This window comes from Micrococcus sp. KBS0714, assembly GCF_002008305.4.
Lineage (GTDB): Bacteria > Actinomycetota > Actinomycetes > Actinomycetales > Micrococcaceae > Micrococcus > Micrococcus luteus.
The window spans coordinates 854,028-880,310 of sequence record NZ_CP042169.1 but is presented as its reverse complement, the minus strand read 5'-3'; the positions used below and the strand labels follow the sequence as shown (position 1 = coordinate 880,310).

Genomic DNA, 26,283 nt, shown 5'->3' with positions numbered 1-26,283 from the left:
TCGGCACGGCCCGCCGGCGCCCGCCGCGCCCGGCGGACCTCAGGTCCGGCCGACGAACCACCCGCGCAGGGTGCTCAGCCGCTTCTCCAGCTGCTCGCGGGAGGCCTGGGCCACGGCGGGGCCGCCGGAGATTTCCCGCAGGCGGTTGTGGATCACCCCGTGCGGCTGGCCGGAACGGGTCGCCCAGGCGGACACCGTCTTCGACAGCTCTGAGCGCAGCTCCTTCATGCGCCGGTGGTCCACGACGTCGGCGGGCTCGGCCGCCTGCGCACGCGGCCGGCGCTGGATCTGCTCGGCCTGCCGCTGCCGCAGCAGGGCGGAGACCTGCTCGGCGTCCAGCAGGCCCGGGATGCCGAGGAAGTCCTGCTCCTCCTCCGAGCCGACCGCGCCGCCGAGACCGAACTCGCCGCCGTCGAAGAGCACCTTGTCGAAGCTCGCCCGGGACTCGAGGGCCTCGAACTTCTCCCGCGTCAGCGCGTCCGAGCCGCTCTCGGCCCGGTTGGCCTCCGCGATGAGGTCCTCCTCGGGGGCGTCCTCGAGGTCCTCGACCTCGACGGCGCCCTCCTTGCGGTCCAGCGCGTGGTCCCGCTCGAGCTCCATCTCGTTGGCCAGCAGCATGAGCGCGGGCACGGACGGCAGGAACACCGAGGCGGTCTCCCCACGCCGGCGGGAGCGCACGAAGCGGCCCACGGCCTGGGCGAAGAACAGGGGCGTGGACGTGGACGTGGCGTACACGCCCACGCACAGGCGGGGCACGTCCACGCCCTCGGACACCATGCGCACCGCCACCATCCACCGCTCGTCCGACGCGGCGAACTCCTCGATGCGATCCGAGGCGCCCTTGTCGTCCGAGAGGATCACGGCCGGCCGCTGGCCGGTCAGCGCCTCGAGCTGCGCGGCGTACGCGCGCGCGTCCTGGTGGTCCGAGGCGATCACGAGGCCGCCGGCGTCGGGCACGTTGCGGCGCACCTCGCTGAGCCGGCGGTCGGCCGCGCGCAGCACGGACGGGATCCACTCGCCCGCCGGGTCCAGCGCGGTGCGCCAGGCGGAGGCGGTGATGTCCTTCGTGGCGGCCTCGCCGAGCTGAGCCTCCATGACCTCGCCGGTGGAGGTCTTCCAGCGCATCTGCCCGGAGTAGGCCATGAAGATCACCGGGCGCACCACGTGGTCCCGCAGCGCCGGGCCGTAGCCGTACGTGTAGTCCGCCTTCGACCGCTCGATGCCGTCCGCACCGAGTTCGTAGCGGACGAAGGGGATGGATGCGGTGTCCGAGCGGAACGGGGTGCCGGTCAGGGACAGACGCCGCGTGGCCGGCTCGAACGCCTCACGGATGCCCTCGCCCCAGCTCAGGGCGTCGCCGCCGTGGTGGATCTCGTCCAGGATCACCAGCGTCTTGGCGGCCTCGGTGCGGTTGCGGTGCAGGACGGGCTTGTTCGCCACCTGGGCGTACGTCAGCGCCACCCCGCGGTACTCGGCGCCGTGCCGCCCGTCGGCGTTCTTGAAGTTCGGGTCGATGGCGATGCCCACGCGCGCGGCATTGTCCGCCCACTGGCGCTTGAGGTGGTCCGTGGGCGCGACGACGGTCAGCCGCTGCACGACGCCGGAGTCCAGGAGGATCTTGGCCACGCGCAGCGCGAACGTGGTCTTGCCCGCGCCGGGGGTCGCGACCGTCAGGAAGTCCTGCGGGGCGGTCTGGAGGTAGCGCTCCAGCGCCTCCTGCTGCCACTGGCGCAGCTTGGGGGCCGTCCCCCACGCCGCGCGCTCGGGCATGGCGGGGGGAAGGTCCTCGCCGATGTGGAACAGGTCGTGCTGGACGCTGCCGTCCGGGGTGCCGCTCGTCAGGGAGCGGCCGTCAGCCACGGCCGCGGCCTCCGAACCAGCCACCGCGCTTGCCGCCGCCGTCGCCGTCGCCGCCGTCCTGCGGCTCGCGCAGGCCCTCGTAGATCTCCTTGCACGTGGGGCACACGGGGAACTTGTTCGGGTCCCGGCCCGGCACCCACACCTTGCCGCACAGGGCGATCACGGGGGCGCCGGTGACGGCGGACTCCGTGATCTTCTCCTTGCGGACGTAGTGGGCGAAGCGCTCGTGGTCGCCCGGCTCGATCTCCTGGCGCAGCTCCTCACGCTCGAGGACGGACGTGCCGCCGCCGGCGGGCGCGAAGGGGTCGTTCAGGTCGGGTTCGCCGGTCACACTCATGCGGGCCAGTCTAGCCGCGCCCCTCAGAAGGCGGCCACGGCCTGGTAGGTCTCGGCCTGCGCGCGGTCGTACCAGCGCGCCCCCAGGCGCACACCCAGCCACAGCGCGACGGCGCCCCACGCGAACCCGAGGGCCACCGTCACCCAGCCCCACACGGCGGCCCCGGTGGCGAGCCGGACGATGAAGGGCACCAGGAACGGCACCGCGAGCGCCAGGCTGACCAGCATCGAGGCGCCCTGGACGAGCATCGTGCGCATGGCCGCGCCCTGCGGCGTCTTGAACGGGCTGTCTCCCGGCTTCGGAACCGGGTAGACGAAGCGGGCCGAGAGGAAGGCGGACAGCCCGGCGGTCGTCCCGAACAGGCCGAGGGCCAGGCCCAGCATCGGCGCCAACAGGGACCAGTCCCCCGCCGCCGCCACCGTCGCCGTCGTCACGAGGAGGATCATCGGCACGCCCCAGCCCGCCAGGCCCAGGACGCGGCCCCAGCGGTCGTCCACGCCCCGCACGCCCGAGACGACGTGCAGGTGGAACGCCGTGTGGTCGTAGGCGATGTCCGCGGAGATCGAGTAGGCCAGGGACCAGGCGGTCATCGGCCCGAGGATCAGCAGCAGGCCCGGTCCGAGGCCCCCGCCCGAGGCCAGGCCCCCGGTGAACCACAGCACGACGGCCATGAGCGGGATGATGATGAGCCCGGCCGCGTACCGCGGGTCGGCCAGCCAGTAGCGCTGGGCGCGGGCCGCGATCGCGGTGCGCGGGCCCGTGGCCGGCCGGCCCAGCCAGCGCAGCGGCGTCGGGTCCGCGCCCGCGCCGACGCGGCGGGAACCACCGCCGCCCACGGCCACCGGCTCCACGGTGCGGCGCACGGCCAGGTGCCACAGGGCCAGGGCGGCCAGGCACCAGGCGGCCGCCACCGCGAGGTGGAGCGCGGCGGCGGCGCCGCGGCCCTCGGCGGCCGCCCACGCCGCGGCGGGGCCCGCCCCGAACGGGGTCCACGCCGCGCCGCGGGCGACCTGGGGCGCGATCGCCAGGAAGTCCTCGAACGAGGCGACGGCCCGCGAGAGGGCGACACCGCCGAGCATGAGCGGGATGAACAGCAGGACGGAGACGACGTCCCGCACCCGACGCCGGCTTGCGTAGGCGGCGAGGAGGCCGGCGAGACCGGAGCCGATCGCCACGGCGGTCACCGCGGTGAGCGCGCCCCCGGCCAGGCCCGCCGCCAGCGCGGCCGGCCGGTCCCACCAGCTGGCCCCCAGGCCCACCAGCACGGCCAGCGTGGCGAGCCCGGCCGGGGTCGTGAAGGCGCTCAGGACCAGCCCGGCGATCAGGGTGCGGGCCGGAACGGGGAAGAGCACGAAGCTGTGCGGGTCGAGCGTGGCGTCCACGCCCGTGACGAACGGCGGGATGACGAGCCAGGCGAGCACCACGACGGCGGCGACCAGCACGGTCGTGGCGCCGCGGGCCTCGTCCGGCAGGGCGGGCAGGCCCGTGACGAGCAGCGTCACCGCCACGGCGGCCATGCCGAGCACGTACAGCGCGCCGAGCACGCTCACCACCAGGGTGAACGGGGACCGCCGCCACTGGTTCAGGGTCAGCGTCCAGCGCAGTCGGACGAGCGTCAGAGCCATGCCAGCCCCTCCGAGCCGTGGCGGCCGCCGACGAGCTCCACGAAGCGGTCCTCGAGGTCGCGCCCGTCCCGGACCTCCTCGAGCGTGCCGGCGGCCCGCAGCGTTCCGGCCGCGATCACGGCGACGTGGGTGCACATGCGCTGGACAAGGTCCATCACGTGGCTCGAGACGATCACGGTGCCGCCCCGCTCCACGTACGAGTGCAGGATGTCCCGGATGTTCGCGGCGGAGACCGGGTCCACGGCCTCGAACGGCTCGTCCAGGACGAGCAGGTCCGGGGCGTGGACCATGGCGGCCGCCAGGGACACCTTCTTGGTCATGCCGGCGGAGTAGTCGGCCACGAGCGTGCGGCCGGCGTCCTCCAGGTCCATCACCCGCAGCAGGTCCGCGGTCCGCTCGGCCACGGTGTCCGCGTCGAGGCCATGCAGCAGCCCGGCGTAGGTCACGAGCTGCGCGCCCGTGAGGCGGTCGAAGGTCCGCACGCCGTCGGCGAGGACGCCGACCCGTCGCTTGGCCTCGAGGGGCTGCTCCCACACGTCGACGCCGTGGATCCAGGCGCGGCCGTGGTCTGGGCGCAGCAGCCCGGTGGCCATCGACAGGGCCGTGGTCTTGCCCGCACCGTTCGGCCCGACCACCCCGAAGAACGACCCGGCCGGGACGTCCAGATCCAGCGCGTCCAGCGCCAGCTTGTCCCCGAACCGTTGGGTCAGCCCGCGCGTGACGAGGGCGAGGTCCGGATCGGGGGCGTCCACCGCGCGCCGACGGGTGGCGGCGGCGAGGTGGGTGGGGGCAGGCTCGGACGCATGCGGAGTCATGCCTGGGACGTTACCCACTGTCAGGCGGTCACGGGTCCTCCTCAGGGATGAACCGTGGGTCCCTCAGAACAGCGCTGCGGCCAGCTGGCGCCGCGAGGCCTGCACACGGGGGTCGTCCGTGCCCACCACGGTGTAGAGGTCCACGAGGTGGGCGCGCGCCGTCTCCCGGTCGTCGCCGGGGTGGAGGGCGATGAACCGCACGAGCCGGTCGAAGGCGTCCTCCACGTGGCCGCCGAGCACGTCCAGGTCGGCGACGGCGAGCTGGGCGGCGACGTCATCCGGGCCGTCCGCGGCGGCCGCGCGCACCGCTGAGGCGTCGGCGTCGCGGGTGCGCAGCATGAGGCGGGCCGCGGACAGGCCCTGCTGGGCCACGGCGTCTGCGGGGCTGTCGGCCAGCGCCGCCTCCCACGCCGAGACAGCCCCGGGCAGGTCGTCGGCGGCGAGGGCCTCGTGGGCCGCCCGGTGCAGCGGCGGCACGGGCGGAGCCTCCGCGGCCGCGGCGCCGGCGTCCTGGCGCGCCGGGGCGACCGCGGGCACGGTGCCGGCGACGCCGTTCTGACGGGCCACCTCGAGGATCTCCCCCATGAGCTGGCGCAGCGTCTCCTCCGGGACCTCCTGATTGACCAGCGGCACCGGCTGCCCCGCCACCACGGCCATGACCGCGGGGCCGGCCCCCAGGCCCAGCGCCTGCAGCACGGCGGGCTCCTTCGCCACGTCCAGACGCGCGAGTACGAGCCGTCCCGCCTGCGCGTCGACCGCGTCCGCGAACTGCCGGTACAGCGCCTCGCTCGCCGCGTCCCCGGGCACATGCAGGTGCAGCAGCACCGGCACCTGGGCGGAGAGCTGGACCAGCTGCTGCAGCAGACCCTGGTCGGCGTCCGCGATGACCCACGAGCCACCGCCGGCGCCGGCGTCGGCCCCCGGCGCAGTGCGCCCGGCCGAGGCCGGGGTGCCGAGCGAGGACAGGTCGACGGCGCCGCGCAGGTGGGACGGGGCGTCGGAGGGGGGCTGGGCGGTCACGTCGGTCACGATCCTTCCGGTCCGGGTCCGCCCCGTCGTCGGGGCGAGGGGCGTTGTCGCTGGGCACCACGGTAGCCTCCCGGGCGCGGCGCGGTCAGGACCGGGGCGCTGTCGTACGCTGAGCGCGTGGAGGAGAAGGAACCCGCGTCCGGTCCGGACGCCCCCAGCGTCGCCGACGTCCGTGCCCCGGCCGAGCCCGAGGGCGCCGAGCAGCAGCCCGTGGGCGGCATCCCCGTGGAGCCGGCCGGGGCGGCCGCCGCGCCGCCGTCGCACGGGCCGACGCCCGCCGGGCGCCGTCGACGGCTCCGCCTGGGCTCGGTCCTGCGGCGGCGCCGGCCCTTCCTCGAGGAGGACCGGGTGGACCCCGAGCCGGACCCCGCCGACGGCGCCGAGGATCCTGCGGTCGCGGCCGTGGCCCTCGAGTCCCCCGTTCTGACCGGCTTCCTGCTCGCGGTGGGCGTGACCCTGGCCATCGGGATCGTCTCGGTGCTGCGCACGAACGGGCAGCTGATCGTGTGGATCGCCGCGGCCCTGTTCATCGCCCTGGGCCTGGACCCGCTGGTGCGCCGGGTCGAGTCCTGGGGCGCGCCCCGCTGGGTCGGCGTGCTCACGGCCGCCCTCGGCCTGGCCGCCGTGGCCGGGGCGTTCGTCGCCCTCCTGGTCCCCACGGTGATCGAGCAGTCCACGCAGCTGGTCCAGGACCTGCCGGCCATCATCGACGGGGTGATGCGGGCCGAATGGTTCGTGCAGCTCGACGAGGAGTTCCACCTCCAGGAGGCCGTCCGTGCCCAGACCGAGCGCCTCGCCGCCGACGGCGTCGCCATCACCGACCTGTTCGGCGGGCTCCTCGGCCTCGGCCAGACCGTGCTGAACGCCGTCTTCTCGGTGCTCGTGGTGGTCGTGCTGACGCTGTACTTCCTCTCCTCCCTGCCGCACATGAAGTACTGGGCCTACCGGCTCGCACCGCGCTCGCGCCGGCCGCGCATCGAGGCGCTGTCCGAGCAGATCACCTCCTCGGTCGGCCACTACGTGATGGGCCAGTCCTTCGTGGCCGCCCTCAACGGCGCGGTGGCGTTCACGGCGCTGGCCATCGCCGGCGCCCCCTTCGCCGTCCTGCTCGCCGCGATCGCCGCCTTCATGGCGTTCATCCCGCTGGTGGGCGCCGCGATCGGCGGCACGCTGCTGACCCTCGTGAGCCTGCTGACCTCGTGGCAGACCGCCGCCGTGTTCGCGGCCATCTACTTCGTCTACCTGCAGATCGAGGCCTACGTCATCTCGCCGCGTGTCATGGCGCGCGCGGTGCCCGTGCCGGCGGCCGTGGCCGTGATCGCGGTGATCGCCGGAGGCGCGCTGCTGGGCGTCCTCGGCGCCCTCATGGCGATCCCGCTCGCCGCCGCGCTGGCGCTTCTGGTCCGCGAGGTCTTCATCCCCCGCCAGGACGCCCGCTAGCCCACGACGGCGGCGCGGCCCGGACCGTCGCGGTCAGCGGCTCGGGCGGGTGCGCCAGCACACCGGGTGCCAGTGCCGCCGGTCCTCTCCCGCGTCCTCGTCCCCCATGATCCAGTCGGCGCGCCAGGCCACGAGGTGCGCCTGGCCCTGCCGGATCACCCGGCCGCAGCCGGGGCACGTGTAGTCCTTCACCGCGCGCCACGCGGGGATCTGCCGGACGTGCCAGCCGCCGTCGGACCCGGACTGGCGCGAATAGCCCGCGTCCAGGCCGAGGAGCTCCTGGAGCGGGTCGGACCGCCCCGGCGACGGACGGGACCGCCGGGAGGCGCCGGAGGCCCCGCGCTCGCTCCGCCGAGGCGCGGACGAGCGGCGGGGGCGGTTCGAACGGGGCATGCCCCCATGCTGGCACACGAGCCGGTGGGCGCGGTCCGCCTAGGATGGACCGGTGCGACTCGTCATTGCCCGCTGCTCCGTGACCTATGAGGGCCGCCTGAACGCCCACCTGCCCACCGCCACCCGCCTGCTCATGGTGAAGGCGGACGGCTCGGTGCTGGTGCACTCCGACGGCGGCTCCTACAAGCCCCTCAACTGGATGTCGCCGCCCGCGACCCTGCACGTGGAGGAGCCCTCCCCCGACCAGGCCGACCAGGGAGTGACGCAGGTCTGGCGCGTGCAGGCCAAGAAGTCCGACGACCGGCTCATCGTGCTCATCGAGGAGGTCCTGGCGGACGACTCCCACGAGCTCGGCGTGGACCCCGGCCTCGTCAAGGACGGCGTGGAGGCGGATCTGCAGCGTCTGCTGGCCGAGCAGATCAGCCTGCTCGGCGACGGCCACACCCTCGTGCGCCGCGAGTACATGACGGCGATCGGCCCCGTGGACATCCTGGCCCGCGACGCCGACGGCGGCACCGTGGCTGTCGAGCTCAAGCGCCGCGGGGACATCGACGGGGTCGAGCAGCTCACCCGCTACCTCGAGCTGATGAACCGGGACCCGCTCCTGGCGCCGGTGCGCGGCGTGTTCGCGGCCCAGCAGATCAAGCCCCAGGCCCGCACCCTCGCCGAGGACCGCGGCATTCGCTGCGTCACCCTCGACTACGACGCGATGCGCGGCGTGGACGACGCCGAGTCCCGCCTGTTCTGAGGCGCCGGGCGGGCTCAGCGACGCCAGAAGGACGACGCCGCGGACGGCCCCGCCTCGCTCCAGGCGCGCAGGGCGCCGGCGTCGTCGGGGTCGACGACGACGCGCACCGGACGTGCGCCGGCGCTCAGCTCCAGGACGGTCCGGCCGGCCTCGTCCGCCGGGAGGCGGTCGATCTGCAGGCGGCTCCGATCCGCGCTCCAGCGCTCCCGCGAGAGGCGCCAGCGCCCGGTGAGGCGCAGACGGGACTCGTCGTACACGCCGATCACACGCTCACGCCCTGGGCCCTCCCGCTCCAGGACCGCCGGGAAGGCGGCCGTGACACGGGCGAGGGCCCGGCGCCGCATCACCAGGGCGAGTGCCGACAGAACGATCACTGCCGCCACGGTCGCCGAGGCGATGAGCACCGGGCCCTGCACCGTCAGGTCCTGCCGCGCCGCGTCAGGCCGCCGCGGCGTCGCCCAGCCGGGCGGACGTCGCGGCGATCACGACACGGTCGTGGTCCACGGAGAAGAAGCCGCCATGGGCCTGCGCGGTGACGGTGCCGCCGTCCGTGGTGCGCACCACGACCTCGCCGTCGCCGAGGACGGCGAGCATCGGGGTGTGGCCCGGGAGGATGCCGATCTCACCGTTGACGGTGCGCGCCGACACGGCCGACGCGGCGCCCGACCAGATGGACCGCTCCTCCGAGACGATCTCGACGTTGAGCTCAGCCATGATCGATCAGCCCTCGGCCTGGATCTTGGCCCACTCGCGCTCGACGTCGTCCAGGCCGCCCACGTTGTAGAAGGCCTGCTCCGCGACGTGGTCCAGGTCGCCGTCGGCGATGGCCTTGAAGCCCTCGACGGTGTCCTTGACCGGCACGGTGGAGCCCTCGACGCCGGTGAACTGCTTGGCGGTGTAGGTGTTCTGCGAGAGGAACTGCTCGATCTTGCGGGCGCGGCCCACGGTGATCTTGTCCTCCTCGGAGAGCTCGTCCACGCCGAGGATCGCGATGATGTCCTGCAGCTCCTTGTTCTTCTGCAGGATCTGCTTCACGCGGATGGCCACGTCGTAGTGCTCCTGGCCCACGTACTGCGGGTCGAGGATGCGCGAGGTCGAGGCCAGCGGGTCCACGGCCGGGTACAGGCCACGGGACGCAAGGTCACGGGTCAGGTTGGTGGTCGCGTCCAGGTGCGCGAACACGTTGGCCGGGGCCGGGTCGGTGTAGTCGTCCGCGGGGACGTACACGGCCTGCATCGAGGTGATGGAGTGGCCGCGGGTCGAGGTGATGCGCTCCTGGAGCACGCCCATCTCGTCCGCCAGGTTCGGCTGGTAGCCCACGGCGGAGGGCATGCGGCCCAGCAGCGTGGAGACCTCGGAGCCGGCCTGCGAGAAGCGGAAGATGTTGTCGATGAACAGCAGCACGTCCTGGTTCTGCACATCGCGGAAGTACTCCGCCATGGTCAGCGCGGACAGGGCCACGCGCAGACGCGTGCCCGGCGGCTCGTCCATCTGGCCGAACACGAGGGCGGTGTCCTTCAGGACGTCCGCCTCGTCCATCTCAACCCAGAGGTCGTTGCCCTCACGGGTGCGCTCACCGACGCCGGCGAACACGGAGGTGCCGCCGAAGTTGCGGGCCACACGAGTGATCATCTCCTGGATGAGCACGGTCTTGCCCACGCCGGCGCCGCCGAACAGGCCGATCTTGCCGCCCTTGATGTAGGGGGTCAGCAGGTCGATGACCTTGATGCCGGTCTCCAGCATCTCGGTGGAGCCCTCGAGGGAGGCGAAGTTGGGGGCCGGGCGGTGGATCGGCCAGCGGTCCTCGGCCTGCAGCTGCGAGGTCGGCATGTCCAGGGTCTCGCCGAGCACGTTGAAGATGTGGCCCTTCACGGCGTCGCCGACCGGCACCGAGATGGGGGCGCCGGTGTCCACGACGTCGGTGCCGCGCACCAGGCCGTCGGTGGACTGCAGGGAGATGGCGCGGACCATGTTGTCGCCGAGGTGCTGGGCGACCTCGAAGGTGACCGTGCGGCGCTGGCCGTTGAGGTCGATCTCGGTGGTCAGCGCGTTGTAGATCTCCGGCATCGCGTTGGCCGGGAACTCGGCGTCGATCACGGGGCCGATGACGCGGGACACGCGTCCGGTGGCACCGCCGGTGGGGGTCCCGGTGCCCTGGTCAGTGATGGTGGCAGTCATCTCTCTCACTTCTATCGTGTGTGGATGGCGAGTCTGGTGAGTCCCGAACGGGCTCAGGAGTTGTTGAGCGCGTCCGCGCCCGCGATGAGCTCGGTGAGCTCCTGGGTGATCTCGGCCTGACGGGCGTTGTTCATCAGGAGGGTGTAGTCCTTGATGAGGCTCGTGGCGTTGTCGCCCGCCGACTTCATGGCGCGCTGACGGTTGGCGAGCTCCGAGGCCGCCGACTGCAGCATCGCGTTGAAGATGCGCGACTCGATGTACTTGGGCAGCAGCGCGTCGAGGACCTCCTCCGCGTCCGGCTCGTACTCGTAGAGCGGCAGCACGTCCTCGGCGGTGGCGGCCTCCTCCTCGACGACCTCGAGGGGCAGCAGGCGCACCACGTGGGGGTTCTGCTTCACGAGCGAGACGAACTCGGTGAACACGACGTGGATCTCGTCCACGCCGCCGTCGGCCGTGTCCGTGAGGAACGCGTCCACGAGCACCTCGCCGATCTCGGCGGCGCGCTCGGCGACGGGGGCGTCCGTCTGACCGGTCCACAGCTGCTTGTAGCCGCGGCCACGGAAGTCGAAGTACGTCTGCGCCTTGCGGCCGACGACGTACACGTCCACGTCCTTGCCCTCCTCACCGAGGCGGGTGAGGAGCTGCTCGGCCTTGCGCAGCACGTTCGCGGAGTACGCGCCGGCGAGGCCGCGGTCCGAGGACATGATGAGCACGGCCGCCCGGGTCGGATTCTCGGGCTCCGTGGTGAGGACATGATCGATGTCGTGCTGGCTCGACACGGCCGAGACGGCGCGGGTGATCGCGTTCGCATACGGCAGCGACGCGCTGACGCGCTCACGTGCCTTGGTGATGCGAGACGTGGCGATCAGCTCCATCGCCTTGAAGATCTTCTTCATCGACGACGTCGACGCGATCTTCTGACGGTAGACCCGGATCTGGGCTCCCATGGTGGTCCTTTCCCTGGCGGGAGGGCAGCCCGGCGTCGTCCCCGTGGGGCCCGACGCCGGACCGCTCCCTCACCGACCGGCGGTCAGCGCTTCTGCTTGGTGATCTGCTCCTGCGCGACCTGGTCCTGCTCGATCGCGCGATGCTCCTCGTGGCCGGCCCGCACGCCGCCCTCCTCGGAGGACTGGAAGCCCTTCGAGAACTCGGCGACGGCCGACTCGAGCGCGGACACGGTGCCGTCCTCGAGCTTGCCGGTGGAGGCGATGTCGGTCAGGACGGAGGTGTGGCGACGCAGGTGGTCGATGAACTCGCGCTCGAAGCGCAGCACGTCCTGCACCGGCACCTCGTCGAGGTGGCCCTTGGAGCCGGCCCAGATGGACACGACCTGCTCCTCGACCGGGTAGGGCGAGTACTGGGGCTGCTTGAGCAGCTCCATGAGGCGCTCACCGCGGGCGAGCTGGCGGCGGGTGGCCGGGTCCAGGTCCGAGGCGAACATGGAGAACGCCTGCTGGTCGCGGTACTGCGCCAGGTCCAGCTTCAGCGTGCCGGAGACCTTCTTCATGGCCTTGACCTGGGCGGCGCCGCCCACGCGGGACACCGAGATGCCCACGTCCACGGCGGGACGCTGGTTGGCGTTGAACAGGTCCGACTGCAGGAAGATCTGGCCGTCGGTGATGGAGATGACGTTGGTCGGGATGTAGGCCGAGACGTCGTTCGCCTTGGTCTCGATGATCGGCAGGCCGGTCATCGAGCCCGCGCCCATCTCGTCCGAGAGCTTGGCGCAGCGCTCGAGGAGCCGGGAGTGCAGGTAGAAGACGTCGCCCGGGTAGGCCTCGCGGCCCGGCGGGCGGCGCAGCAGCAGGGAGACGGCGCGGTAGGCCTCGGCCTGCTTCGACAGGTCGTCGAAGATGATCAGCACGTGCTTGCCGCCGTACATCCAGTGCTGGCCGATGGCCGAGCCGGCGTAGGGGGCGAGGTACTTGAAGCCGGCCGGGTCGGACGCCGGGGAGGCCACGATCGTGGTGTACTCCAGGGCGCCGTGCTCCTCCAGCGTGGCGCGGACGCCGGCGATGGTGGAGGCCTTCTGGCCCACGGCCACGTAGACGCAGCGGACCTGCTTCTCGACGTCGCCCGACTCCCAGTTGGCCTTCTGGTTGAGGATCGTGTCCACGGCGATGGCGGTCTTGCCGGTCTGGCGGTCACCGATGATCAGCTGACGCTGGCCACGGCCGATCGGGATCATGGCGTCGATGGCCTTCATGCCGGTCTGCAGCGGCTCGTGGACCGACTTGCGCTCGGTCACGGTCGGCGCCTGCAGCTCGAGGGCGCGGCGGCCCTCGGCCTCGATCGGGCCCAGGTCGTCGATGGGCTGGCCCAGCGGGTCCACCACGCGGCCCAGGAAGGCATCGCCCACCGGGACGGAGAGGATCTCGCCGGTGCGCTGCACCTCCATGCCCTCGCGGATCTCCTGGAACTCGCCGAGGACGACGACACCGATCTCGCGGGTGTCGAGGTTCTGGGCAAGGCCCTGGATGCCGTTCTCGAAGCGCAGCAGCTCGTTCGCCATGACGGAGGGCAGACCCTCCACACGAGCGATGCCGTCCGCCGCGGAGATGACACGGCCGACCTCGGTGCGATCGGTGCCCGACGGTTCGTACGATGCCGCGAATTCGTTCAAGGCATTGCGGACATCGTCAGCGTTGATGGTCAATTCGGCCATCTGCAGTCCCTGCTCTCTGTGCTTGGTGATCATCGACGTGACGATGATGCTTACGTTCGTGGGTGTTCCGGATGCGGGCGGGGGCCGGCGTCAGCCGGCCATCCGCCGCTGGAGGTCGTGGAGGCGCGAGGCCATGGACCCGTCGACGACGTCGTCGCCGACCTGGACGCGGACGCCGCCCACCACGTGGGGGTCCACCGTCACGTCCATGACGAGATCGCGGCCGAAGGCGCGGCGCAGGCCCAGGGCCAGCCGCTCCTGCTGCTCGGCCTCGAGCGGCCGGGCCACGGTCACCTCGGCGATCCACTGGCGCTGCCGCTCGGCGACGGCGTCCGCGGCCTTGCGGATAGCGGCGGACGGCTTCAGGCCGCGCGGGGCCGAGACGGCGCGCTCGACCAGCAGTCGGCCGGCCGGGCTGGCCGACTCGCCCAGGAGACGACCGGCCAGAGCGGCCCGCGCCTCGAGGGGTGCGTGCTGATCGGTGAGCGCCCGCTGCAGCTCGTGCGAGTCCTCCACCGTGCGGTTGAAGGCCAGCAGCTCGCCCAAGAGGGCGGCCAGGCCCGCGTGTCCGCCGCGTGCGGCCTCCGCGGCGGCCGCGTGCACGGCCACCGTCTCGAGGGCGTCCCCGAGATCGCGCTCCGCGGACCAGCGGCGGCCGGCCAGGTCCTTGAGGACCTGCAGTGCACCGGGGGTCACCCGGGCGCCGAACAGCGAGTCGACGAGGCCGTGACGGCGCTCGGTGGTCCAGGCGGGGTCGGTCAGGGCGCGGCGCAGGGCGCCGTGCTCGTCCACCACGTCCAGCGCGCCGAACAGCTCGCGTGCCAGGGCCACGCCGCCCTCGTCCAGCACCGGACCGACGGCCTCCAGGGAGGCGGCCAGGGAGTCCCTCGATGCGCCCGTCATCATTCGGCGACACCTGCGCTCTGGTGACGGTCCAGGTCAGCCAGGAAGCGGTCGACCACGCGCTGCGAGCGGGCGTCGTCCTCGAGGGACTCGCCCACGATCTTGCCGGCCAGGGTCGTGGCCAGCGAGCCGACCTCGCCCTTGAGCTGCGCGGCGGCCTGCTGACGCTCGGCGGCGATCTGCGCCTGCGCCTGCTCGGAGATGCGCCTCGCCTCGGCGGTCGCGCGCTCGCGCGCCTCGGCCACGATCTCGGCGGCCTCGGTGCGGGCATCCTCGCGGATGCGGTTCGCCTCGGTGCGGGCGTCCGCCAGCTGCGACTCGTAGTCCGCCATCATCGCGTTCGCCTCGGCCTGGGCCTTCTCAGCCTTGGCCAGACCGCCCTCGATCGCCTCGACACGGTCCTGGTAGGACTTCTCGAGGGTCGGGACGATGAACTTGATGACGATGAACATGAGCAGGGCGAAGCCCACCACGACGACGAGGATCTCCCACGGGTTGGGGATCAGGGGGTTGGCCCCCTCAGCCGCCGCGAGGATCAGTCCGTTGCTGATCATGTTTCAACCATCCTTCGGTCAAGAGTCCTGTGGAGATGGAGCACCGACGGTCTCACCGTGCGGGCGCTCCGTGGACGCGGCGCGTCAGGCGCCGATGACGAAGGCGAAGACGAGGCCCAGGATGGCGAGGGCCTCGGCGAGCGCGAAGCCCAGGAGGGCGATCGGCTGCAGGATGCGCTGGGCCTCCGGCTGACGGGCGACGCCGTTGATGTAGGCGGCGAAGATCAGGCCCACGCCGATGGCGGAGCCGATGGCGGCGAGGCCGTAGCCGATCATGTTGAGCGAACCGTGCAGTTCCATGGTGTTCCTTTCACGAGGCCGAGGTGTCCGGCCGGGTTGTGGAGGGTCGGCCTCCCGGGTGGTCCTCCTGCGGAGGGCCGGGAAGACTGGTGGCGGGCTCTCCCGCCGTACCGCAGCCGCCTGGGTCGTGCCCGAGGCGGCCCCGGAAGATCAGTGGTCGTTCGCGTCGATCGCGCCCTGGATGTAGATCGCGGTCAGCAGCGTGAAGACGAAGGCCTGCAGGTACATGATCAGCAGCTCGAGGAAGTACAGGGCCACCGAGCCGAGGATGACCAGGATGCCGGTGCCCTGCAGGGCCAGGCTGCCGGTCTGCGTGATCAGGTAGGCGGCGCCGGCGCCGGCGAGCATCACGATCATGTGGCCGGAGAGCATGGTGGCCATCAGACGCAGGGAGTGGGTCAGCGGGCGCACGATGAAGTTGGAGATGATCTCCAGCGGCACGAGCAGCGGCAGGATCCAGCCGGGCACACCCGAGGGCACGACGGCCAGCTTCAGGTAGCGCACGCCGTGGCGCTTGATGCCGACGCCGATCCAGATCGCGTAGACGATGAGGGCCAGGCCGTAGGCGGCGCCCGCGTGGGAGAAGGTCGGCAGCTGCAGCACCGGGATGGCGCCGAACAGGTTGTTCAGCAGCACGAAGAAGAAGATGGCGAAGAGCAGCGGGACCCACTGCTTGAAGTTCTTCTCGCCCAGGATGTCCTTCGCGATGTCGTTCCGGACGAAGGAGTAGCCGGACTCGGCGAGCCACTGGGCCTTGCCGGGCACGAGCCGGGGACGGCGCATGGCCCACGCGAAGAAGGCGGTGATGAGCACCACGGAGAGCAGGACGAGCAGCATCTGCTTGCCGAAGCCGGTGCCGTACTCCGCACCCCAGGGGAAGATCTCCGGGAGGTGACCATCAGAGATGGTGGGGGGCACGAATGATGCGTTGGCCAGCACGAGGGTCAGCACGCGGTTCCTCTCCGAAGTGATGCAGTCGACGGGACCGCAGCCTCGTCCCCGGACCACAGGCGGGCGCCGCGACATTGCGGGGGTACCGGTGCGATGCGAGACACGGATGGCGGCAGATGGACGCCGTCGAAGTGTTCGCCGCCAACGATACCAAACGGTGACCCGTGCTCCGTACCGCAGACGGGGCCCACGGCATGGCCCGCGGCTCCGTGTCTTCGCCCCTCGGGCGGGTCAGTCGGCGTAGATCCCGCGGCGGGTCCGGGCGAAGACGAGGACCTCCGCGGCCTGCCAGACGAGGATCGTCACGAGGGCGGCGATCGCCGCCGCGTCCGCCCGGACCCAGCCGGGGCGGGGCAGGACCCCCAGCAGCACCGCGAACACCGCGATCTTGAGCACGAACAGCCCCACGCTGACCGGCAGCGCCGCCTCGCGCGCCCGGTCCCAGACGAGTGCCGTCGTCACCCCGGTGAGCGCCGAGAGCGCAAGCACCGCGCCACCGCCCAGCAGGGCGCTCCCGGCTGCCTCCCCGCCGACGGAGAGCAGCCACGCGGCGCACGTGATCGCCAGGGCAACCCCCGCCGCGGCCAGGGACCACCCGAGGATCCCCCACCAGCCGCGGCGGTTCTCCCAGCGGCGCCGGCGTCGGCGACCTCCCGCCCCGGTCACGCGTCCCCCCGCTCGTCCGGGTGGGCCGCGGCGTCGTTCCGGTCCGCGCGACGGCGCTCCACGATCGGATGCAGGGTGAGGTAGCCGGCTCCGGCCAGGGCCACGGCGAGCACGGGCAGGACGACCATGTGGTCCACGAAGTTCAGGGACACCGCGCCCCATGCCACGAGGAACGCCCAGAGCCAGAGCAGCCCGACGGCCTGCGCCTGGGTGTAGCCGCCGTCCACGAGCTTGTGGTGCAGGTGCCCGCGGTCCGCCGAGAAGGGGCTGGTGCCCTTGGCCGTCCGCCGCAGCACGGCCAGGGCGAGGTCCGCGAGCGGCAGTGCGAGGACGGCGACGGGCAGCAGGATCGGCATGTAGGCGGGGACGTTGCGGAAGCGCATCCCGTCCAGGGCGTTCACGTCAGCGGTCACGGCGACCGCGGCCGCAGCCATCAGCAGGCCGATGAGCATGGCCCCCACCTCGCCCATGAAGATGCGGGCCGGGGCCAGGTTCCACGGCAGGAAGCCTACGCACGCGCCGACGAGCAGGGCCATGAGCAGGGTGGCGAGGTTGGCGTAGTCGAACTGGTTGATGGTCCGCGTCAGCAGATACGAGTAGACGAAGAAGGCCGAGCCGCCGATCAGCGCGACGCCCGCCGCCAGGCCGTCCAGACCGTCCACGAAGTTGATCGCGTTCATCGTCAGCACCACGGCGAACACCGTGAGGATGACCTGCGTGGTCTCGTTCCCCACCGGGATCCAGCCCACCGGCATGGCCTCGATGCGGATCCCGCCGAGGGCCACCGCGAGTCCGGCCAGCACCTGGCCGGCCATCTTCACCCACCAGCGCAGGTCCCACATGTCGTCGGCGATGCCCACGACGAGCACGACGGCGACGGCGACCAGGAGCCCGCGCATCGCGGCGTCGTCCGCGTAGATCCCCTGGAGGAACGGCACGACTCCCCCGACGGCGAAGCCGACCAGCACGGCCGCGGCCATGGCGACGCCACCCAGCTTCGGCACGGGGTGCCGGTGCACGTCCCGCTGGCGCAGCGGGGTGAACACGCGCGCGCGCAGCCCCAGCCGGCGCATGAGGGGCGTCAGGGCCCCGCAGGCGACGGCCGTGACCATGACCAGGACGAGATACGCGCGCATAGGGGCCGGTCAGGCCTCCCGGTCGGCGGGGCGCGCCGCGGCAGCGTCCTCAGCCGCGATCCGATCGGCGGCGACCGGGGGCTCCTCGCCCTCGGCGAGCAGGTCCGGCACCACCGCGCGCAGCTCCTCCAGGGGCACGGAGCCCTGCCGGGCCACGCGGAACGGGGTGACGGTGCAGTCCACGATCGTCGAGGGATCCCGGCTCTCGCGGGGGCCGGCGTCGAGGTAGAGGGCCACGGACTCCCCCAGCATCGAGCGGGCGGCGTCGGCGGTGGTGGCGGCGTCCATGCCGGTGCGGTTCGCACTGGAGACGGCCATGGGGCCGACGGCGTAGAGCAGCTCGCGGGCCACCGCGTCGTCGGGCACGCGCAGGGCGACGGTGCCGCGGGTCTCGCCCAGGTCCCAGGTCAGCGTGGGCTGGGACTTGAGGATGAGCGTGAGGGCGCCGGGCCAGAAGCGCTCGGCGAGGGCCTCGGCCTCCTCCGGCACGTCGTACGCGAGGCCCGCCATGACGCGGCGGTCCGCGATGAGCACGGGCGGCGGCATGGTGCGGCCACGGCCCTTGGCGGCCAGCAGCACGGCCACGGCCAGGGGGGAGAACGCGTCCGCCCCGATGCCGTAGACGGTGTCCGTGGGCAGGACCACGCAGCCGCGGTCCGCGAGGACCTCGCGGGCGCGGGCCACGGCATTCTCGAGGGCGGCCGGATCCGAGACGTCGATGAAGTCACTCACGTCGGTCATTCTTCCACCTCCGCGCCCGCCGCGGCTTCGCCGGACCGGCGCGCCGTCAGGAACCGGTCCCGTCCGGTGAGGTCCCGGTGGACTCGGACGCCCATGAACCGCGGGTCCGCGCCGAGGGCGGCCAGGAGGGCCGGGCCCTGCGTCTCGTGGTGCTCCATGGCGAACAGGCCGCCCGGGACGAGCAGCTCCGCCGCCCGGTGCACGATGGCCTGCGGGATCCGCAGCCCGGGTGCGTCCCCGCCGTAGAGTGCCCGCGCCGGGTCCAGCCGCGCTTCGGGCTGGGCGGGCACCTCGGCCTCGGGCACATAGGGCGGGTTGCTCACGACGACGTCCACGCGGCCCTCGAGGTCCGGGCATGCGACAAGGGCATCACCTTGTCGCAGGTCGACCCCGCGCGGGGCGAGGTTCCGCCGGGCCCAGTCGGCCGCCGTCGGGTCGAGCTCGACGGCGGTGACGGCCAGCGGGCGGCCCCGTGCCTCGCCCCACGCCGCGACGGCCGCGGCGATCGCGCCGGAGCCGGTGCACAGGTCCACCACCACGCCCGCCGTGGGCCGCGCGGCCAGGTCGGCCACGACGGTCTCCACGAGCAGCTCGGTCTCCGGCCGCGGGACGAAGACGCCCGGGCCGACCGCCAGGTCGAGCCCGTGGAAGTGCGCGACGCCGGTCAGGTGCTGGACGGGCTCGCGGGCGGCGCGGCGTCCGATGAGCGCCTCGAACGCCGCCGCCTGCGCGGGCTCGGCCACGGCCCCGGCGAACACCCGGGCCAGCAGCGCGCCGCGGTCGAGGCCGAGCACGTGGGCCAGCAGCAGCTCGGCGTCCACGCGCGGCGAGTCGATGCCCACCGTGGTCAGGCGTGCGGCGGCGTCGCGCAGCAGCGCGGACCAGGCCGGTGCGCTCACGCGTCCCCGCCCAGCGCGGCGAGCCGCCGCTCCTCGTCGAGGGCGAGGCAGGAGGCGATCACGGCCTCGAGGTCGCCGTCGAGGACCGCGTCGAGGTTGTGCGCCTTGTAGCCGGTGCGGTGGTCCGCGATCCGGTTCTCCGGGAAGTTGTAGGTGCGGATGCGTTCCGAGCGGTCCATGGTGCGCACCTGCGCGGCGCGCGCCGCGGAGTCCTCGGCGTCCTGCTCCGCCCGCTGCCGCTCGAGCAGCCGCGACCGCAGCACGCGCAGCGCGGCCTCGCGGTTCTGGATCTGGGACTTCTCGTTCTGCATGGAGACGACGATCCCCGTGGGCAGGTGCGTCAGACGCACCGCGGAGTCGGTCGTGTTGACGGACTGGCCGCCCGGCCCGGAGGAGCGGAAGACGTCCACCTTGAGGTCGTTCGGATCGAGGTGGACCTCGTCCGGGGCGTCCACCTCGGGCAGCACGAGCACGCCGGCGGCGGAGGTGTGGATGCGGCCCTGGGACTCGGTGACGGGCACGCGCTGCACGCGGTGCACGCCGCCCTCGAACTTGAGCCGGGCGTAGACGCCGTCGGCCGGGTCGGCCGCGCTCCCCCGCACCGCCACGTGGACGTCCTTGTAGCCGCCCAGGTCGGAGTGCGTGGCGGAGAGGACCTCCGTCTTCCAGCCCCGGGAGTCGGCGTAGCGCAGGTACATGCGCAGCAGGTCGCCGGCGAACAGGGCGGCCTCCTCGCCGCCCTCGCCGCCCTTGATCTCGAGGATCACGTCGCGGGCGTCGTCGGGGTCGCGCGGGATCAGCAGCCGGCGCAGCCGTTCGGCGGCCTCCGCCTCGGCCGCCTCCAGACCGGGCACCTCGGCCGCGAAGGCCGCCGCGTCGTCGTCGCCGGCCGCGGCCAGCTCCCGCGCGTCGGCCAGCTCCTCCGCGGCCGCCGACCAGGCGCGGTGCGCCGTCACCACGGCGCCGAGCTCGGCGAACCGCCGGTTCAGCCTCCGGGCGAGCGCCGGGTCCTGGTGCACCGCCGGGTCGGACAGGCGCGCCGTCAGCTCGCGATGCTCCGCCAGGAGCCGATCCACGGCCTCGCGCCGCTGCTCCGAATCGAACACGTGCGTGCCTCTCCTCCTCCGGCCTCAGCGGGCCGGGCTGTCCGACGCGGACGGCCCCGCCCCGTCCGGCGGAGACGAGCTCCCCCGGGCGGGACGGGGCCGTGCGACGGGGCGGTCAGTCGTCACCCTTGGACCCCAGCGTGGTCTTGGAGACCAGCATGAGGAACTCGGCGTTGGACGCGGTGTCCTTGATCTTGTTGGTGAGCAGGTCGAGGGCCTGCTGCTGCTCGAGGCCGGAGAGCACCCGGCGCAGCTTCCACATGATCTTGACCTCCTCCTGCGAGAGCAGGGCCTCCTCGCGGCGGGTGCCGGACGCGTTGACGTCCACCGCCGGGAAGATGCGGCGCTCCGCGAGGTGGCGGGACAGGCGCAGCTCCATGTTGCCGGTGCCCTTGAACTCCTCGAAGATCACCTCGTCCATGCGCGAGCCGGTCTCGACCAGCGCGGTGGCCAGGATGGTCAGCGAGCCGCCGTTCTCGATGTTGCGGGCGGCGCCGAAGAACTTCTTCGGCGGGTACAGAGCCGAGGAGTCCACACCGCCGGAGAGGATGCGGCCCGAGGCCGGGGCGGCCAGGTTGTAGGCGCGGCCCAGGCGGGTCATGGAGTCGAGCAGCACGACGACGTCGCGGCCCATCTCCACGAGGCGCTTGGCGCGCTCGATGGCCAGCTCGGCGAGGGTGGTGTGGTCGTCCGCCGGGCGGTCGAACGTGGAGGCGATGACCTCGCCGTCCACCGACCGCTGCATGTCGGTGACCTCCTCGGGGCGCTCGTCCACGAGCACCATCATGAGGTGGACCTCGGGGTTGTTCGTCTTGATCGCGTTGGCGATCGACTGCAGGATCATCGTCTTGCCGGCCTTGGGCGGGGAGACGATGAGGCCGCGCTGGCCCTTGCCGATGGGGCTGACCAGGTCGATCACGCGGGGGCCGATCAGCTTGGGATCGGTCTCCAGGCGCAGGCGCTCCTGCGGGTACAGCGGCACGAGCTTGCCGAACTCCACGCGCTGCGGGTGCTCGACGGCGGGCTGGCCGTTGACCGAGGAGATCTTCACCAGGGCGTTGAACTTCTGGCGGTTGGAGCCGCCGCCGTGGTGCTGCTGCTTCTCGCCGTCGCGCGGGGCGCGGATCGCGCCGACGACGGCGTCGCCCTTGCGCAGACCGTACTTCTTCACCATGGCCAGGGAGACGTAGACGTCGTTCGGGCCCGGCAGGTAGCCGGAGGTGCGGACGAACGCGTAGTTGTCCAGCACGTCGAGAATGCCGGCCACGGGCTGCAGGACGTCATCCTCGGTCAGCTCGGTCTCGTCGACCTCGGGGCCGCCGCGGCCACGGCGGTTGCGGCCGCGCTCGTTGCGGTTGCGGCGGTTGCGACGGTTGCGGCCGCCCTCGTCGTCGCGGTCGTCGCGGCGGCTGCGGTCCCCGCGTCCGCCGTCGCCCCGGCCGCCGTCCTCGGACTTGTCGCCGCGCTGCTCGCGCGAGCCGTCACGGCCGTTCTCACGGTCCCGATTGTTCTCGCGGCCGTTCTCACGGTCGCGGCCGTTGTCGCGGTCCCGCCCGTTGCGGCCGTTGCGGCCGCGGCCGTTCTCGCGCCCGTTGTCGTCACGGTCCTCCCTGTCGCCGCGGCGGTCCGCGCCGTCCTCGCCCTGGGCGCCGTCGGAGCGACGGTCCTGACCCTGCTGGGCGTCGTCGTCGCCGGCGCGGCGGCCGCGGGAGCGGCGCTCGGACTGCGGGCGGCCCTCGCCCTCGTCGCGGGTCTCGGACCCCTCGGACCGATCCTGGTCCGAGGCGGTCTCACGGGGGGCCTGCTCCGTCTGGTCCTCGCGGGCCTCGGCCTGGGGCTGCCCGTCCTGGGCGGCGGCCGGAGCGGAGGTGTCGGCGTCGGCGCGGCGCGAGCGGCGGCGGGCCGGGCGCTCGGCGGCCGGGGCCGCGTCCTGAGAGGACGCGGCGGCCGGGGCGGCCTCGGCGGCGGGGGCCGCGGGGGCCTGGGCCGCGCGCTCGGCGGCGTCGCGGTCCGCCACGGAGCCGCCGCGCTGGTGGTCGGAGATCGCGGTCACCAGGTCGGCCTTGCGCATGCGCGAGCCGCCGGCGATGCCGAGCTGAGAGGCCAGGGCCTGGAGCTGGGCGAGCTTGAGCGAGGCCAGGCCACCGCCGTTCGTCGGCGTGGTCTGTTCCGTGGATTCGGTCACGAAGGTTCCTTCTCCCTCGAATGCGGCCCGGCGGCGCGTGGCGCGTCGGGCTGCGGTGTGCATCCGGTCGGGCCGCGCAGCGGCGCCCCAGAAAACCGGGTTTCATGGTGTGAACTCATCAGTGGCGCCTCCCCTGATCGTGCGCAGTCGCTGCGTGACGGGGCGGAGGCGTCCGGACTCGACCGAGCCGGAGGGGGTCCCGCACGCCGGCCGTGCGCAGCACGGGATGGATCGCGGCGGGGTTCCGGCCGACGGCGCACGGTGCGTCCGGCCGTCACTGGCCCGGGCACCGGAGACCCGGGCCGCGCGAGGCGGTGGGGTCAGCCGTGGTGGAGTGATTCCACCCTAACACCGTCCACGGCCACGCACGGCACCAGCACGCGCCAGGAGGCCGCCCCGTCCGCCGTCAGAGCACGCGCCGCCTCCGCGGCGTGCTCGGCCGCCTGAACGCCGTCGCACAGCGCGAGCACGGTGGGACCTGCGCCGGAGACGACGGCGGCGTGGCCGCGCTCGCGCAGCCCCGCGACCAGTGCGGCGCTGGCCGGCATGGCCACGGCGCGCGGCTCCTGGTGCAGCCAGTCCCGCGTGGCGGCCGGCAGCAGCGCGGGGTCCTCCGCCAGCGCGTGGACGAGCAGCGCGGCACGGCCGGCCTGGGCCGCCGCCACGGCGTGGGGCACGTCGGCGGGCAGCACGCCCCGAGCGACGTGGGTGGACAGCTCGGTGTCCGGGATCGCGACCACCGGCACCACGCGCTCGTGCAGCCGCAGCCGCACCGTGGCCGGGCCGGGGACGTCGTCGCGGGTCCAGGAGACGGTGGCCCCGCCCACGAGCGCGGGGGCGACGTTGTCCGGGTGCCCCTCGAAGCGGGTGGCCGCCTCGAGCAGGTCCGCGGGTGCCCGGCGCAGCGCGGCCGGCAGCAGGGCCTCGGCTGCGGCGTAGGCCGCGACGACGGCGGCCGCGGACGAGCCGAGCCCGCGTGCGTGCGGGATCCGGTTCACGGCGCGCAGATGCAGCCCCGGCGCGGTGAACCCGCGGCCCCGCAGCTGCTCGCGCGCCAGGCGCAGGATCAGGTGCGCCCCGTCCCGCGGCAGGGTGGCCTCCCCCTCCCCCTCGACCTCCGCGACGTCGGGACCCGCCACGACCGTGAGCGTCACCTCGTCGCGCAGCTCCAGGGCCAGGCCCATCGAGTCGAAGCCGGGGCCGAGGTTGGCGGACGTGGCGGGGACGGAGACGGACGCGGCGGTCCCGGGCGCCAGCGGCTGCGGTGCGGCCATGGCTCAGCTCAGGCCGAGGGCCTGGGCGACGGTGACCACGTCGAACGGCACCGAGCGCGGGGTCACGTCGGCGCCGTCGGCGCCGCGCAGGGCCCACTGCGGATCCTTGAGGCCGTGGCCGGTGACGGTGATGACCCAGCTCTTGCCGGCCGGCACGTTCCCGGCGGCGTGGTGCTTGAGCAGCCCGGCGACGCCGGCGGCGGAGGCGGGCTCGACGAACACGCCCTCCTTCGCGGAGAGCCAGCGATGGGCCTCGAGGATCTCCTCGTCCGTGACGGAGTCGATCATCCCGCCGGACTCGTCGCGGGCGGCCTCGGCCTGCTCCCACGAGGCCGGGTTGCCGATCCGGATGGCGGTGGCGATCGTGTCCGGGTCCGTCACGGGGTGGCCCTGGACGATCGGGGCGGCGCCCGCGGCCTGGAAGCCCCACATCACGGGGGTCTTCGTGGCCACCGCGGGCAGCTCGGCGTCCGAGGCGCCCTCGTGCGGGTTCACGTAGGGGGCGGCGTACTCGCGGTAGCCCTTCCAGTACGCGGTGATGTTGCCGGCGTTGCCCACGGGCAGCAGGTGGTAGTCCGGGGCGTCGCCGAGGGTGTCCACGACCTCGAATGCGCCGGTCTTCTGCCCCTCGATGCGGGCCGGGTTGACGGAGTTCACGAGGAACACGGGGTAGTTCTCGGCGAGCTTGCGGGCCACCTCGAGGCAGTCGTCGAAGTTGCCCTGCACCTGGAGGATCTCCGCGCCGTGGGCCACGGCCTGGGACATCTTGCCCATCGAGATCTTCCCCTCGGGCACGAGCACGGCGCACGTGATCCCGGCCTGCGCGGCGTAGGCCGCCGCCGAGGCGGACGTATTGCCGGTGGATGCGCAGACGACGGCCTTCGCGCCGTCCGCGACGGCGGCGGTGATCGCCATGGTCATGCCGCGGTCCTTGAAGGAGCCGGTCGGGTTCATGCCCTCGAACTTCACGTGCACGGTGCCCTGCACCAGCTCGGAGAGGTGGGGGGCGTGGATGAGCGGGGTGCCGCCCTCGCCGAGGGTGATCACGCGCGTGTCCTCGGTGACGGGCAGGCGGTCGGCGTACTCGCGGACGACGCCGCGCCACTGGTGGGCCATGGGTCAGTTCCCTTCGACTCGGAGGACGGACGCGACCTCGTGGACGACGTCCAGGGCGGCGAGCGCCTCGACGGTGGCGTCGAGGTCGCGCTGCCGCGCACGGTGGGTGATCAGCCGCAGGGACGCGCCGGGGGCGTCCTCGCGCTCGGACGGGACCTGGCGCAGCGTCTCGATGGAGACGCCGTGCTCCTCGAACACCCCGGCGACGCGGCGCAGCACGCCGGGCTGGTCGGCCGCGCGCAGCACGACCATGAAGGAGGTGTGGGCCTCGGCCGGGTCCAGGGCGGGCAGGGCGGTGACGGGGGTGCGCAGGCGCGCCGGGCCGCCGCGCACGATGCGCTGGGCGATCGAGACGACGTCGCCCATCACCGCGGAGGCGGTGGGGGCGCCGCCGGCGCCGGGACCGTAGAACATGAGCTCGCCGGCGTTCTCGGCCTCCACGAAGACGGCATTGAACGCCCCGCGCACGGAGGCCAGCGGGTGCTCCCGCGGCAGCAGGGTGGGGTGCACGCGCAGGACCGCGCCCTGGGCGCCGTCGGCGGCGCGGCCGCGCTCGGCGATCGCCAGCAGCTTGATGACGTAGCCCGCCTCCGCGGCGGCAGCGTTGTCCTCGGCCGTGATCGCGGTGATGCCCGCGACGGCCACCTGGTCCAGGGTGTACGGCGCGCCGAACGCGATGGTCGCCAGGATCGCGGCCTTCGCGGCGGCGTCGTGGCCCTCGACGTCGGCGGTCGGGTCGGCCTCGGCGTAGCCGAGCCGCTGGGCCTCGGCGAGGGCGTCGTCGAAGTCCGCCCCTTCGGAGTCCATCCGGTCAAGGATGAAGTTGGTGGTGCCGTTGGCGATGCCCATCACGCGGGTGACGCGGTCGCCGCCCAGGGAGTCGCGCAGCGGGCGCAGGATCGGGATGGCGCCGGCGACGGCGGCCTCGAAGCTGAGCTGCGCGCCGGTGGCGGCGGCCGCGGCGTACAGCTCCTCGCCGTGCTGGGCCAGCAGCGCCTTGTTGCCGGTCACCACGGACGTGCCGGCGGCCAGGGCGCGCAGGATCAGGGTGCGGGCCGGCTCGATGCCGCCCATCAGCTCGATGACGACGTCGGCGCCGTCCACGAGCGCCTCGGCGTCGGTGGTGTAGAGCGCCGGGTCCGCCTGCCAGTCGCGCGTCGCGCCCGTGTCCCGCACCGCGATGCCCGTGAGCTCGAGGTCGGCGCCCACGCGGTCCCGCAGGATGTCGGCGTCCTCGGTGAGGATCCGGGCGGTCTGGGACCCCACGGTCCCGCCGCCCAGCAGGGCGACCTTGAGTGCGGTGGGGGCATCGGTGTGCTGGGGCATGGTCCTCCGTGATCCAGGGTGGGGTCGGGCCCGCGC

At 73.3% G+C, this 26,283-nt stretch carries 26 protein-coding genes; 2 read left to right on the top strand and 24 right to left on the bottom strand.

Annotated elements, in window-relative coordinates:
• Positions 1 to 39: 39 nt before the first annotated feature.
• From B1A86_RS04030 to B1A86_RS04010, 5 genes are all read right to left on the bottom strand, one after another.
• A complete protein-coding gene (locus B1A86_RS04030) occupies positions 40 to 1,860 on the bottom strand; it encodes a DEAD/DEAH box helicase (protein ID WP_078026106.1) in 1,821 nt (606 codons plus the stop codon).
• Entirely contained in the window at positions 1,853 to 2,197 is a 345-nt protein-coding gene (locus B1A86_RS04025) for a DUF3039 domain-containing protein (protein WP_010079007.1), read from the bottom strand. Before B1A86_RS04025 ends, B1A86_RS04030 begins: the two co-directional genes overlap by 8 nt.
• A gap of 23 nt (positions 2,198 to 2,220) precedes the next feature.
• On the bottom strand, positions 2,221 to 3,822 hold the full coding sequence (locus tag B1A86_RS04020) for a Tat (twin-arginine translocation) pathway signal sequence (RefSeq protein WP_145930912.1): 1,602 nt from the start codon (positions 3,820 to 3,822) through the stop codon (positions 2,221 to 2,223).
• The gene (locus B1A86_RS04015) at positions 3,813 to 4,637 is read right to left on the bottom strand and encodes an ABC transporter ATP-binding protein (RefSeq protein ID WP_078026031.1); all 825 of its coding nucleotides are present in this window, start codon (positions 4,635 to 4,637) and stop codon (positions 3,813 to 3,815) included. The genes B1A86_RS04020 and B1A86_RS04015 overlap by 10 nt, the downstream gene beginning before the upstream one ends.
• Before the next feature lie 63 nt (positions 4,638 to 4,700).
• Positions 4,701 to 5,657 carry a co-chaperone YbbN gene (locus B1A86_RS04010; RefSeq protein ID WP_246836848.1) on the bottom strand — a complete coding sequence of 319 codons (957 nt, stop codon included), beginning with the start codon at positions 5,655 to 5,657 and terminating at the stop codon, positions 4,701 to 4,703.
• Between the two features lie 126 nt (positions 5,658 to 5,783).
• Here B1A86_RS04010 and B1A86_RS04005 point away from each other — a divergent pair, with 126 nt between their 5' ends.
• Entirely contained in the window at positions 5,784 to 7,106 is a 1,323-nt protein-coding gene (locus tag B1A86_RS04005; protein WP_078026029.1) for an AI-2E family transporter, read from the top strand.
• Between the two features lie 33 nt (positions 7,107 to 7,139).
• Here the strand turns inward: B1A86_RS04005 and B1A86_RS04000 are convergent, their stop codons facing one another.
• Entirely contained in the window at positions 7,140 to 7,499 is a 360-nt protein-coding gene (locus B1A86_RS04000; protein ID WP_078026028.1) for a hypothetical protein, read from the bottom strand.
• A gap of 52 nt (positions 7,500 to 7,551) precedes the next feature.
• Between B1A86_RS04000 and nucS the strand changes: the two genes are divergently transcribed.
• Positions 7,552 to 8,247, top strand: coding sequence for an endonuclease NucS (gene nucS, locus B1A86_RS03995; protein ID WP_002857250.1), 696 nt, complete (start codon positions 7,552 to 7,554; stop codon positions 8,245 to 8,247).
• Between the two features lie 14 nt (positions 8,248 to 8,261).
• On the opposite strand, the gene B1A86_RS03990 is transcribed toward nucS, so the two are convergent.
• From B1A86_RS03990 to B1A86_RS03905, 18 genes are all read right to left on the bottom strand, one after another.
• On the bottom strand, positions 8,262 to 8,621 hold the full coding sequence (locus B1A86_RS03990) for a DUF2550 family protein (RefSeq protein WP_246836847.1): 360 nt from the start codon (positions 8,619 to 8,621) through the stop codon (positions 8,262 to 8,264).
• Positions 8,622 to 8,685: 64 nt separating this feature from the next.
• A complete protein-coding gene (locus B1A86_RS03985; RefSeq protein ID WP_002857254.1) occupies positions 8,686 to 8,961 on the bottom strand; it encodes a F0F1 ATP synthase subunit epsilon in 276 nt (91 codons plus the stop codon).
• Between the two features lie 6 nt (positions 8,962 to 8,967).
• On the bottom strand, positions 8,968 to 10,425 hold the full coding sequence (gene atpD / locus B1A86_RS03980; protein WP_073115742.1) for a F0F1 ATP synthase subunit beta: 1,458 nt from the start codon (positions 10,423 to 10,425) through the stop codon (positions 8,968 to 8,970).
• Positions 10,426 to 10,478: 53 nt separating this feature from the next.
• Positions 10,479 to 11,372, bottom strand: coding sequence for a F0F1 ATP synthase subunit gamma (locus B1A86_RS03975; RefSeq protein ID WP_036313050.1), 894 nt, complete (start codon positions 11,370 to 11,372; stop codon positions 10,479 to 10,481).
• Positions 11,373 to 11,455: 83 nt separating this feature from the next.
• Entirely contained in the window at positions 11,456 to 13,090 is a 1,635-nt protein-coding gene (atpA, locus tag B1A86_RS03970) for a F0F1 ATP synthase subunit alpha (RefSeq protein WP_036341407.1), read from the bottom strand.
• Between the two features lie 90 nt (positions 13,091 to 13,180).
• Positions 13,181 to 13,996, bottom strand: a complete 816-nt coding sequence (locus B1A86_RS03965; protein ID WP_078026026.1) for a F0F1 ATP synthase subunit delta — start codon at positions 13,994 to 13,996, stop codon at positions 13,181 to 13,183.
• Positions 13,993 to 14,547 (bottom strand): F0F1 ATP synthase subunit B, encoded by a 555-nt coding sequence (locus tag B1A86_RS03960; RefSeq protein ID WP_036313055.1) that lies wholly within the window; start codon positions 14,545 to 14,547, stop codon positions 13,993 to 13,995. Before B1A86_RS03960 ends, B1A86_RS03965 begins: the two co-directional genes overlap by 4 nt.
• 84 nt (positions 14,548 to 14,631) lie before the next feature.
• A complete protein-coding gene (locus B1A86_RS03955) occupies positions 14,632 to 14,847 on the bottom strand; it encodes an ATP synthase subunit C (protein ID WP_002857264.1) in 216 nt (71 codons plus the stop codon).
• Between the two features lie 150 nt (positions 14,848 to 14,997).
• On the bottom strand, positions 14,998 to 15,798 hold the full coding sequence (atpB, locus tag B1A86_RS03950; RefSeq protein WP_002857266.1) for a F0F1 ATP synthase subunit A: 801 nt from the start codon (positions 15,796 to 15,798) through the stop codon (positions 14,998 to 15,000).
• Positions 15,799 to 16,029: 231 nt separating this feature from the next.
• A complete protein-coding gene (locus tag B1A86_RS03945) occupies positions 16,030 to 16,464 on the bottom strand; it encodes a hypothetical protein (RefSeq protein WP_036313059.1) in 435 nt (144 codons plus the stop codon).
• Positions 16,461 to 17,600, bottom strand: a complete 1,140-nt coding sequence (locus B1A86_RS03940) for an MraY family glycosyltransferase (RefSeq protein WP_078026025.1) — start codon at positions 17,598 to 17,600, stop codon at positions 16,461 to 16,463. Before B1A86_RS03940 ends, B1A86_RS03945 begins: the two co-directional genes overlap by 4 nt.
• A 9-nt stretch (positions 17,601 to 17,609) precedes the next feature.
• Positions 17,610 to 18,341: an L-threonylcarbamoyladenylate synthase gene (locus B1A86_RS03935; RefSeq protein WP_036341350.1), complete on the bottom strand. Its 732-nt coding sequence runs from the start codon at positions 18,339 to 18,341 to the stop codon at positions 17,610 to 17,612.
• A complete protein-coding gene (gene prmC, locus B1A86_RS03930; RefSeq protein ID WP_078026024.1) occupies positions 18,338 to 19,240 on the bottom strand; it encodes a peptide chain release factor N(5)-glutamine methyltransferase in 903 nt (300 codons plus the stop codon). The genes B1A86_RS03935 and prmC overlap by 4 nt, the downstream gene beginning before the upstream one ends.
• The gene (gene prfA / locus B1A86_RS03925) at positions 19,237 to 20,346 is read right to left on the bottom strand and encodes a peptide chain release factor 1 (RefSeq protein WP_010079025.1); all 1,110 of its coding nucleotides are present in this window, start codon (positions 20,344 to 20,346) and stop codon (positions 19,237 to 19,239) included. Before prfA ends, prmC begins: the two co-directional genes overlap by 4 nt.
• A 115-nt stretch (positions 20,347 to 20,461) precedes the next feature.
• Positions 20,462 to 22,531 (bottom strand): transcription termination factor Rho, encoded by a 2,070-nt coding sequence (gene rho, locus B1A86_RS03920; protein ID WP_078026023.1) that lies wholly within the window; start codon positions 22,529 to 22,531, stop codon positions 20,462 to 20,464.
• A 320-nt stretch (positions 22,532 to 22,851) separates the two neighbouring features.
• Positions 22,852 to 23,805: a homoserine kinase gene (thrB, locus tag B1A86_RS03915; protein WP_078026022.1), complete on the bottom strand. Its 954-nt coding sequence runs from the start codon at positions 23,803 to 23,805 to the stop codon at positions 22,852 to 22,854.
• A gap of 3 nt (positions 23,806 to 23,808) precedes the next feature.
• Positions 23,809 to 24,921, bottom strand: a complete 1,113-nt coding sequence (thrC, locus tag B1A86_RS03910; protein WP_036313078.1) for a threonine synthase — start codon at positions 24,919 to 24,921, stop codon at positions 23,809 to 23,811.
• Positions 24,922 to 24,924: 3 nt separating this feature from the next.
• The gene (locus B1A86_RS03905) at positions 24,925 to 26,247 is read right to left on the bottom strand and encodes a homoserine dehydrogenase (RefSeq protein ID WP_036313081.1); all 1,323 of its coding nucleotides are present in this window, start codon (positions 26,245 to 26,247) and stop codon (positions 24,925 to 24,927) included.
• Positions 26,248 to 26,283: the final 36 nt, after the last annotated feature.

Coding starts and splice junctions, on each gene's coding strand:
- B1A86_RS04025 (WP_010079007.1), bottom strand. CDS start 2,197: ATGAGTGTGACCGGCGAACCCGACCTGAACGACCCCTTCGCGCCCGCC.
- B1A86_RS04020 (WP_145930912.1), bottom strand. CDS start 3,822: ATGGCTCTGACGCTCGTCCGACTGCGCTGGACGCTGACCCTGAACCAG.
- B1A86_RS04015 (WP_078026031.1), bottom strand. CDS start 4,637: ATGACTCCGCATGCGTCCGAGCCTGCCCCCACCCACCTCGCCGCCGCC.
- B1A86_RS04000 (WP_078026028.1), bottom strand. CDS start 7,499: ATGCCCCGTTCGAACCGCCCCCGCCGCTCGTCCGCGCCTCGGCGGAGC.
- B1A86_RS03985 (WP_002857254.1), bottom strand. CDS start 8,961: ATGGCTGAGCTCAACGTCGAGATCGTCTCGGAGGAGCGGTCCATCTGG.
- atpD (WP_073115742.1), bottom strand. CDS start 10,425: ATGACTGCCACCATCACTGACCAGGGCACCGGGACCCCCACCGGCGGT.
- B1A86_RS03975 (WP_036313050.1), bottom strand. CDS start 11,372: ATGGGAGCCCAGATCCGGGTCTACCGTCAGAAGATCGCGTCGACGTCG.
- atpA (WP_036341407.1), bottom strand. CDS start 13,090: ATGGCCGAATTGACCATCAACGCTGACGATGTCCGCAATGCCTTGAAC.
- B1A86_RS03965 (WP_078026026.1), bottom strand. CDS start 13,996: ATGATGACGGGCGCATCGAGGGACTCCCTGGCCGCCTCCCTGGAGGCC.
- B1A86_RS03960 (WP_036313055.1), bottom strand. CDS start 14,547: ATGATCAGCAACGGACTGATCCTCGCGGCGGCTGAGGGGGCCAACCCC.
- B1A86_RS03955 (WP_002857264.1), bottom strand. CDS start 14,847: ATGGAACTGCACGGTTCGCTCAACATGATCGGCTACGGCCTCGCCGCC.
- B1A86_RS03940 (WP_078026025.1), bottom strand. CDS start 17,600: ATGCGCGCGTATCTCGTCCTGGTCATGGTCACGGCCGTCGCCTGCGGG.
- B1A86_RS03935 (WP_036341350.1), bottom strand. CDS start 18,341: ATGACCGACGTGAGTGACTTCATCGACGTCTCGGATCCGGCCGCCCTC.
- thrB (WP_078026022.1), bottom strand. CDS start 23,805: ATGGCCGCACCGCAGCCGCTGGCGCCCGGGACCGCCGCGTCCGTCTCC.
- thrC (WP_036313078.1), bottom strand. CDS start 24,921: ATGGCCCACCAGTGGCGCGGCGTCGTCCGCGAGTACGCCGACCGCCTG.
- B1A86_RS03905 (WP_036313081.1), bottom strand. CDS start 26,247: ATGCCCCAGCACACCGATGCCCCCACCGCACTCAAGGTCGCCCTGCTG.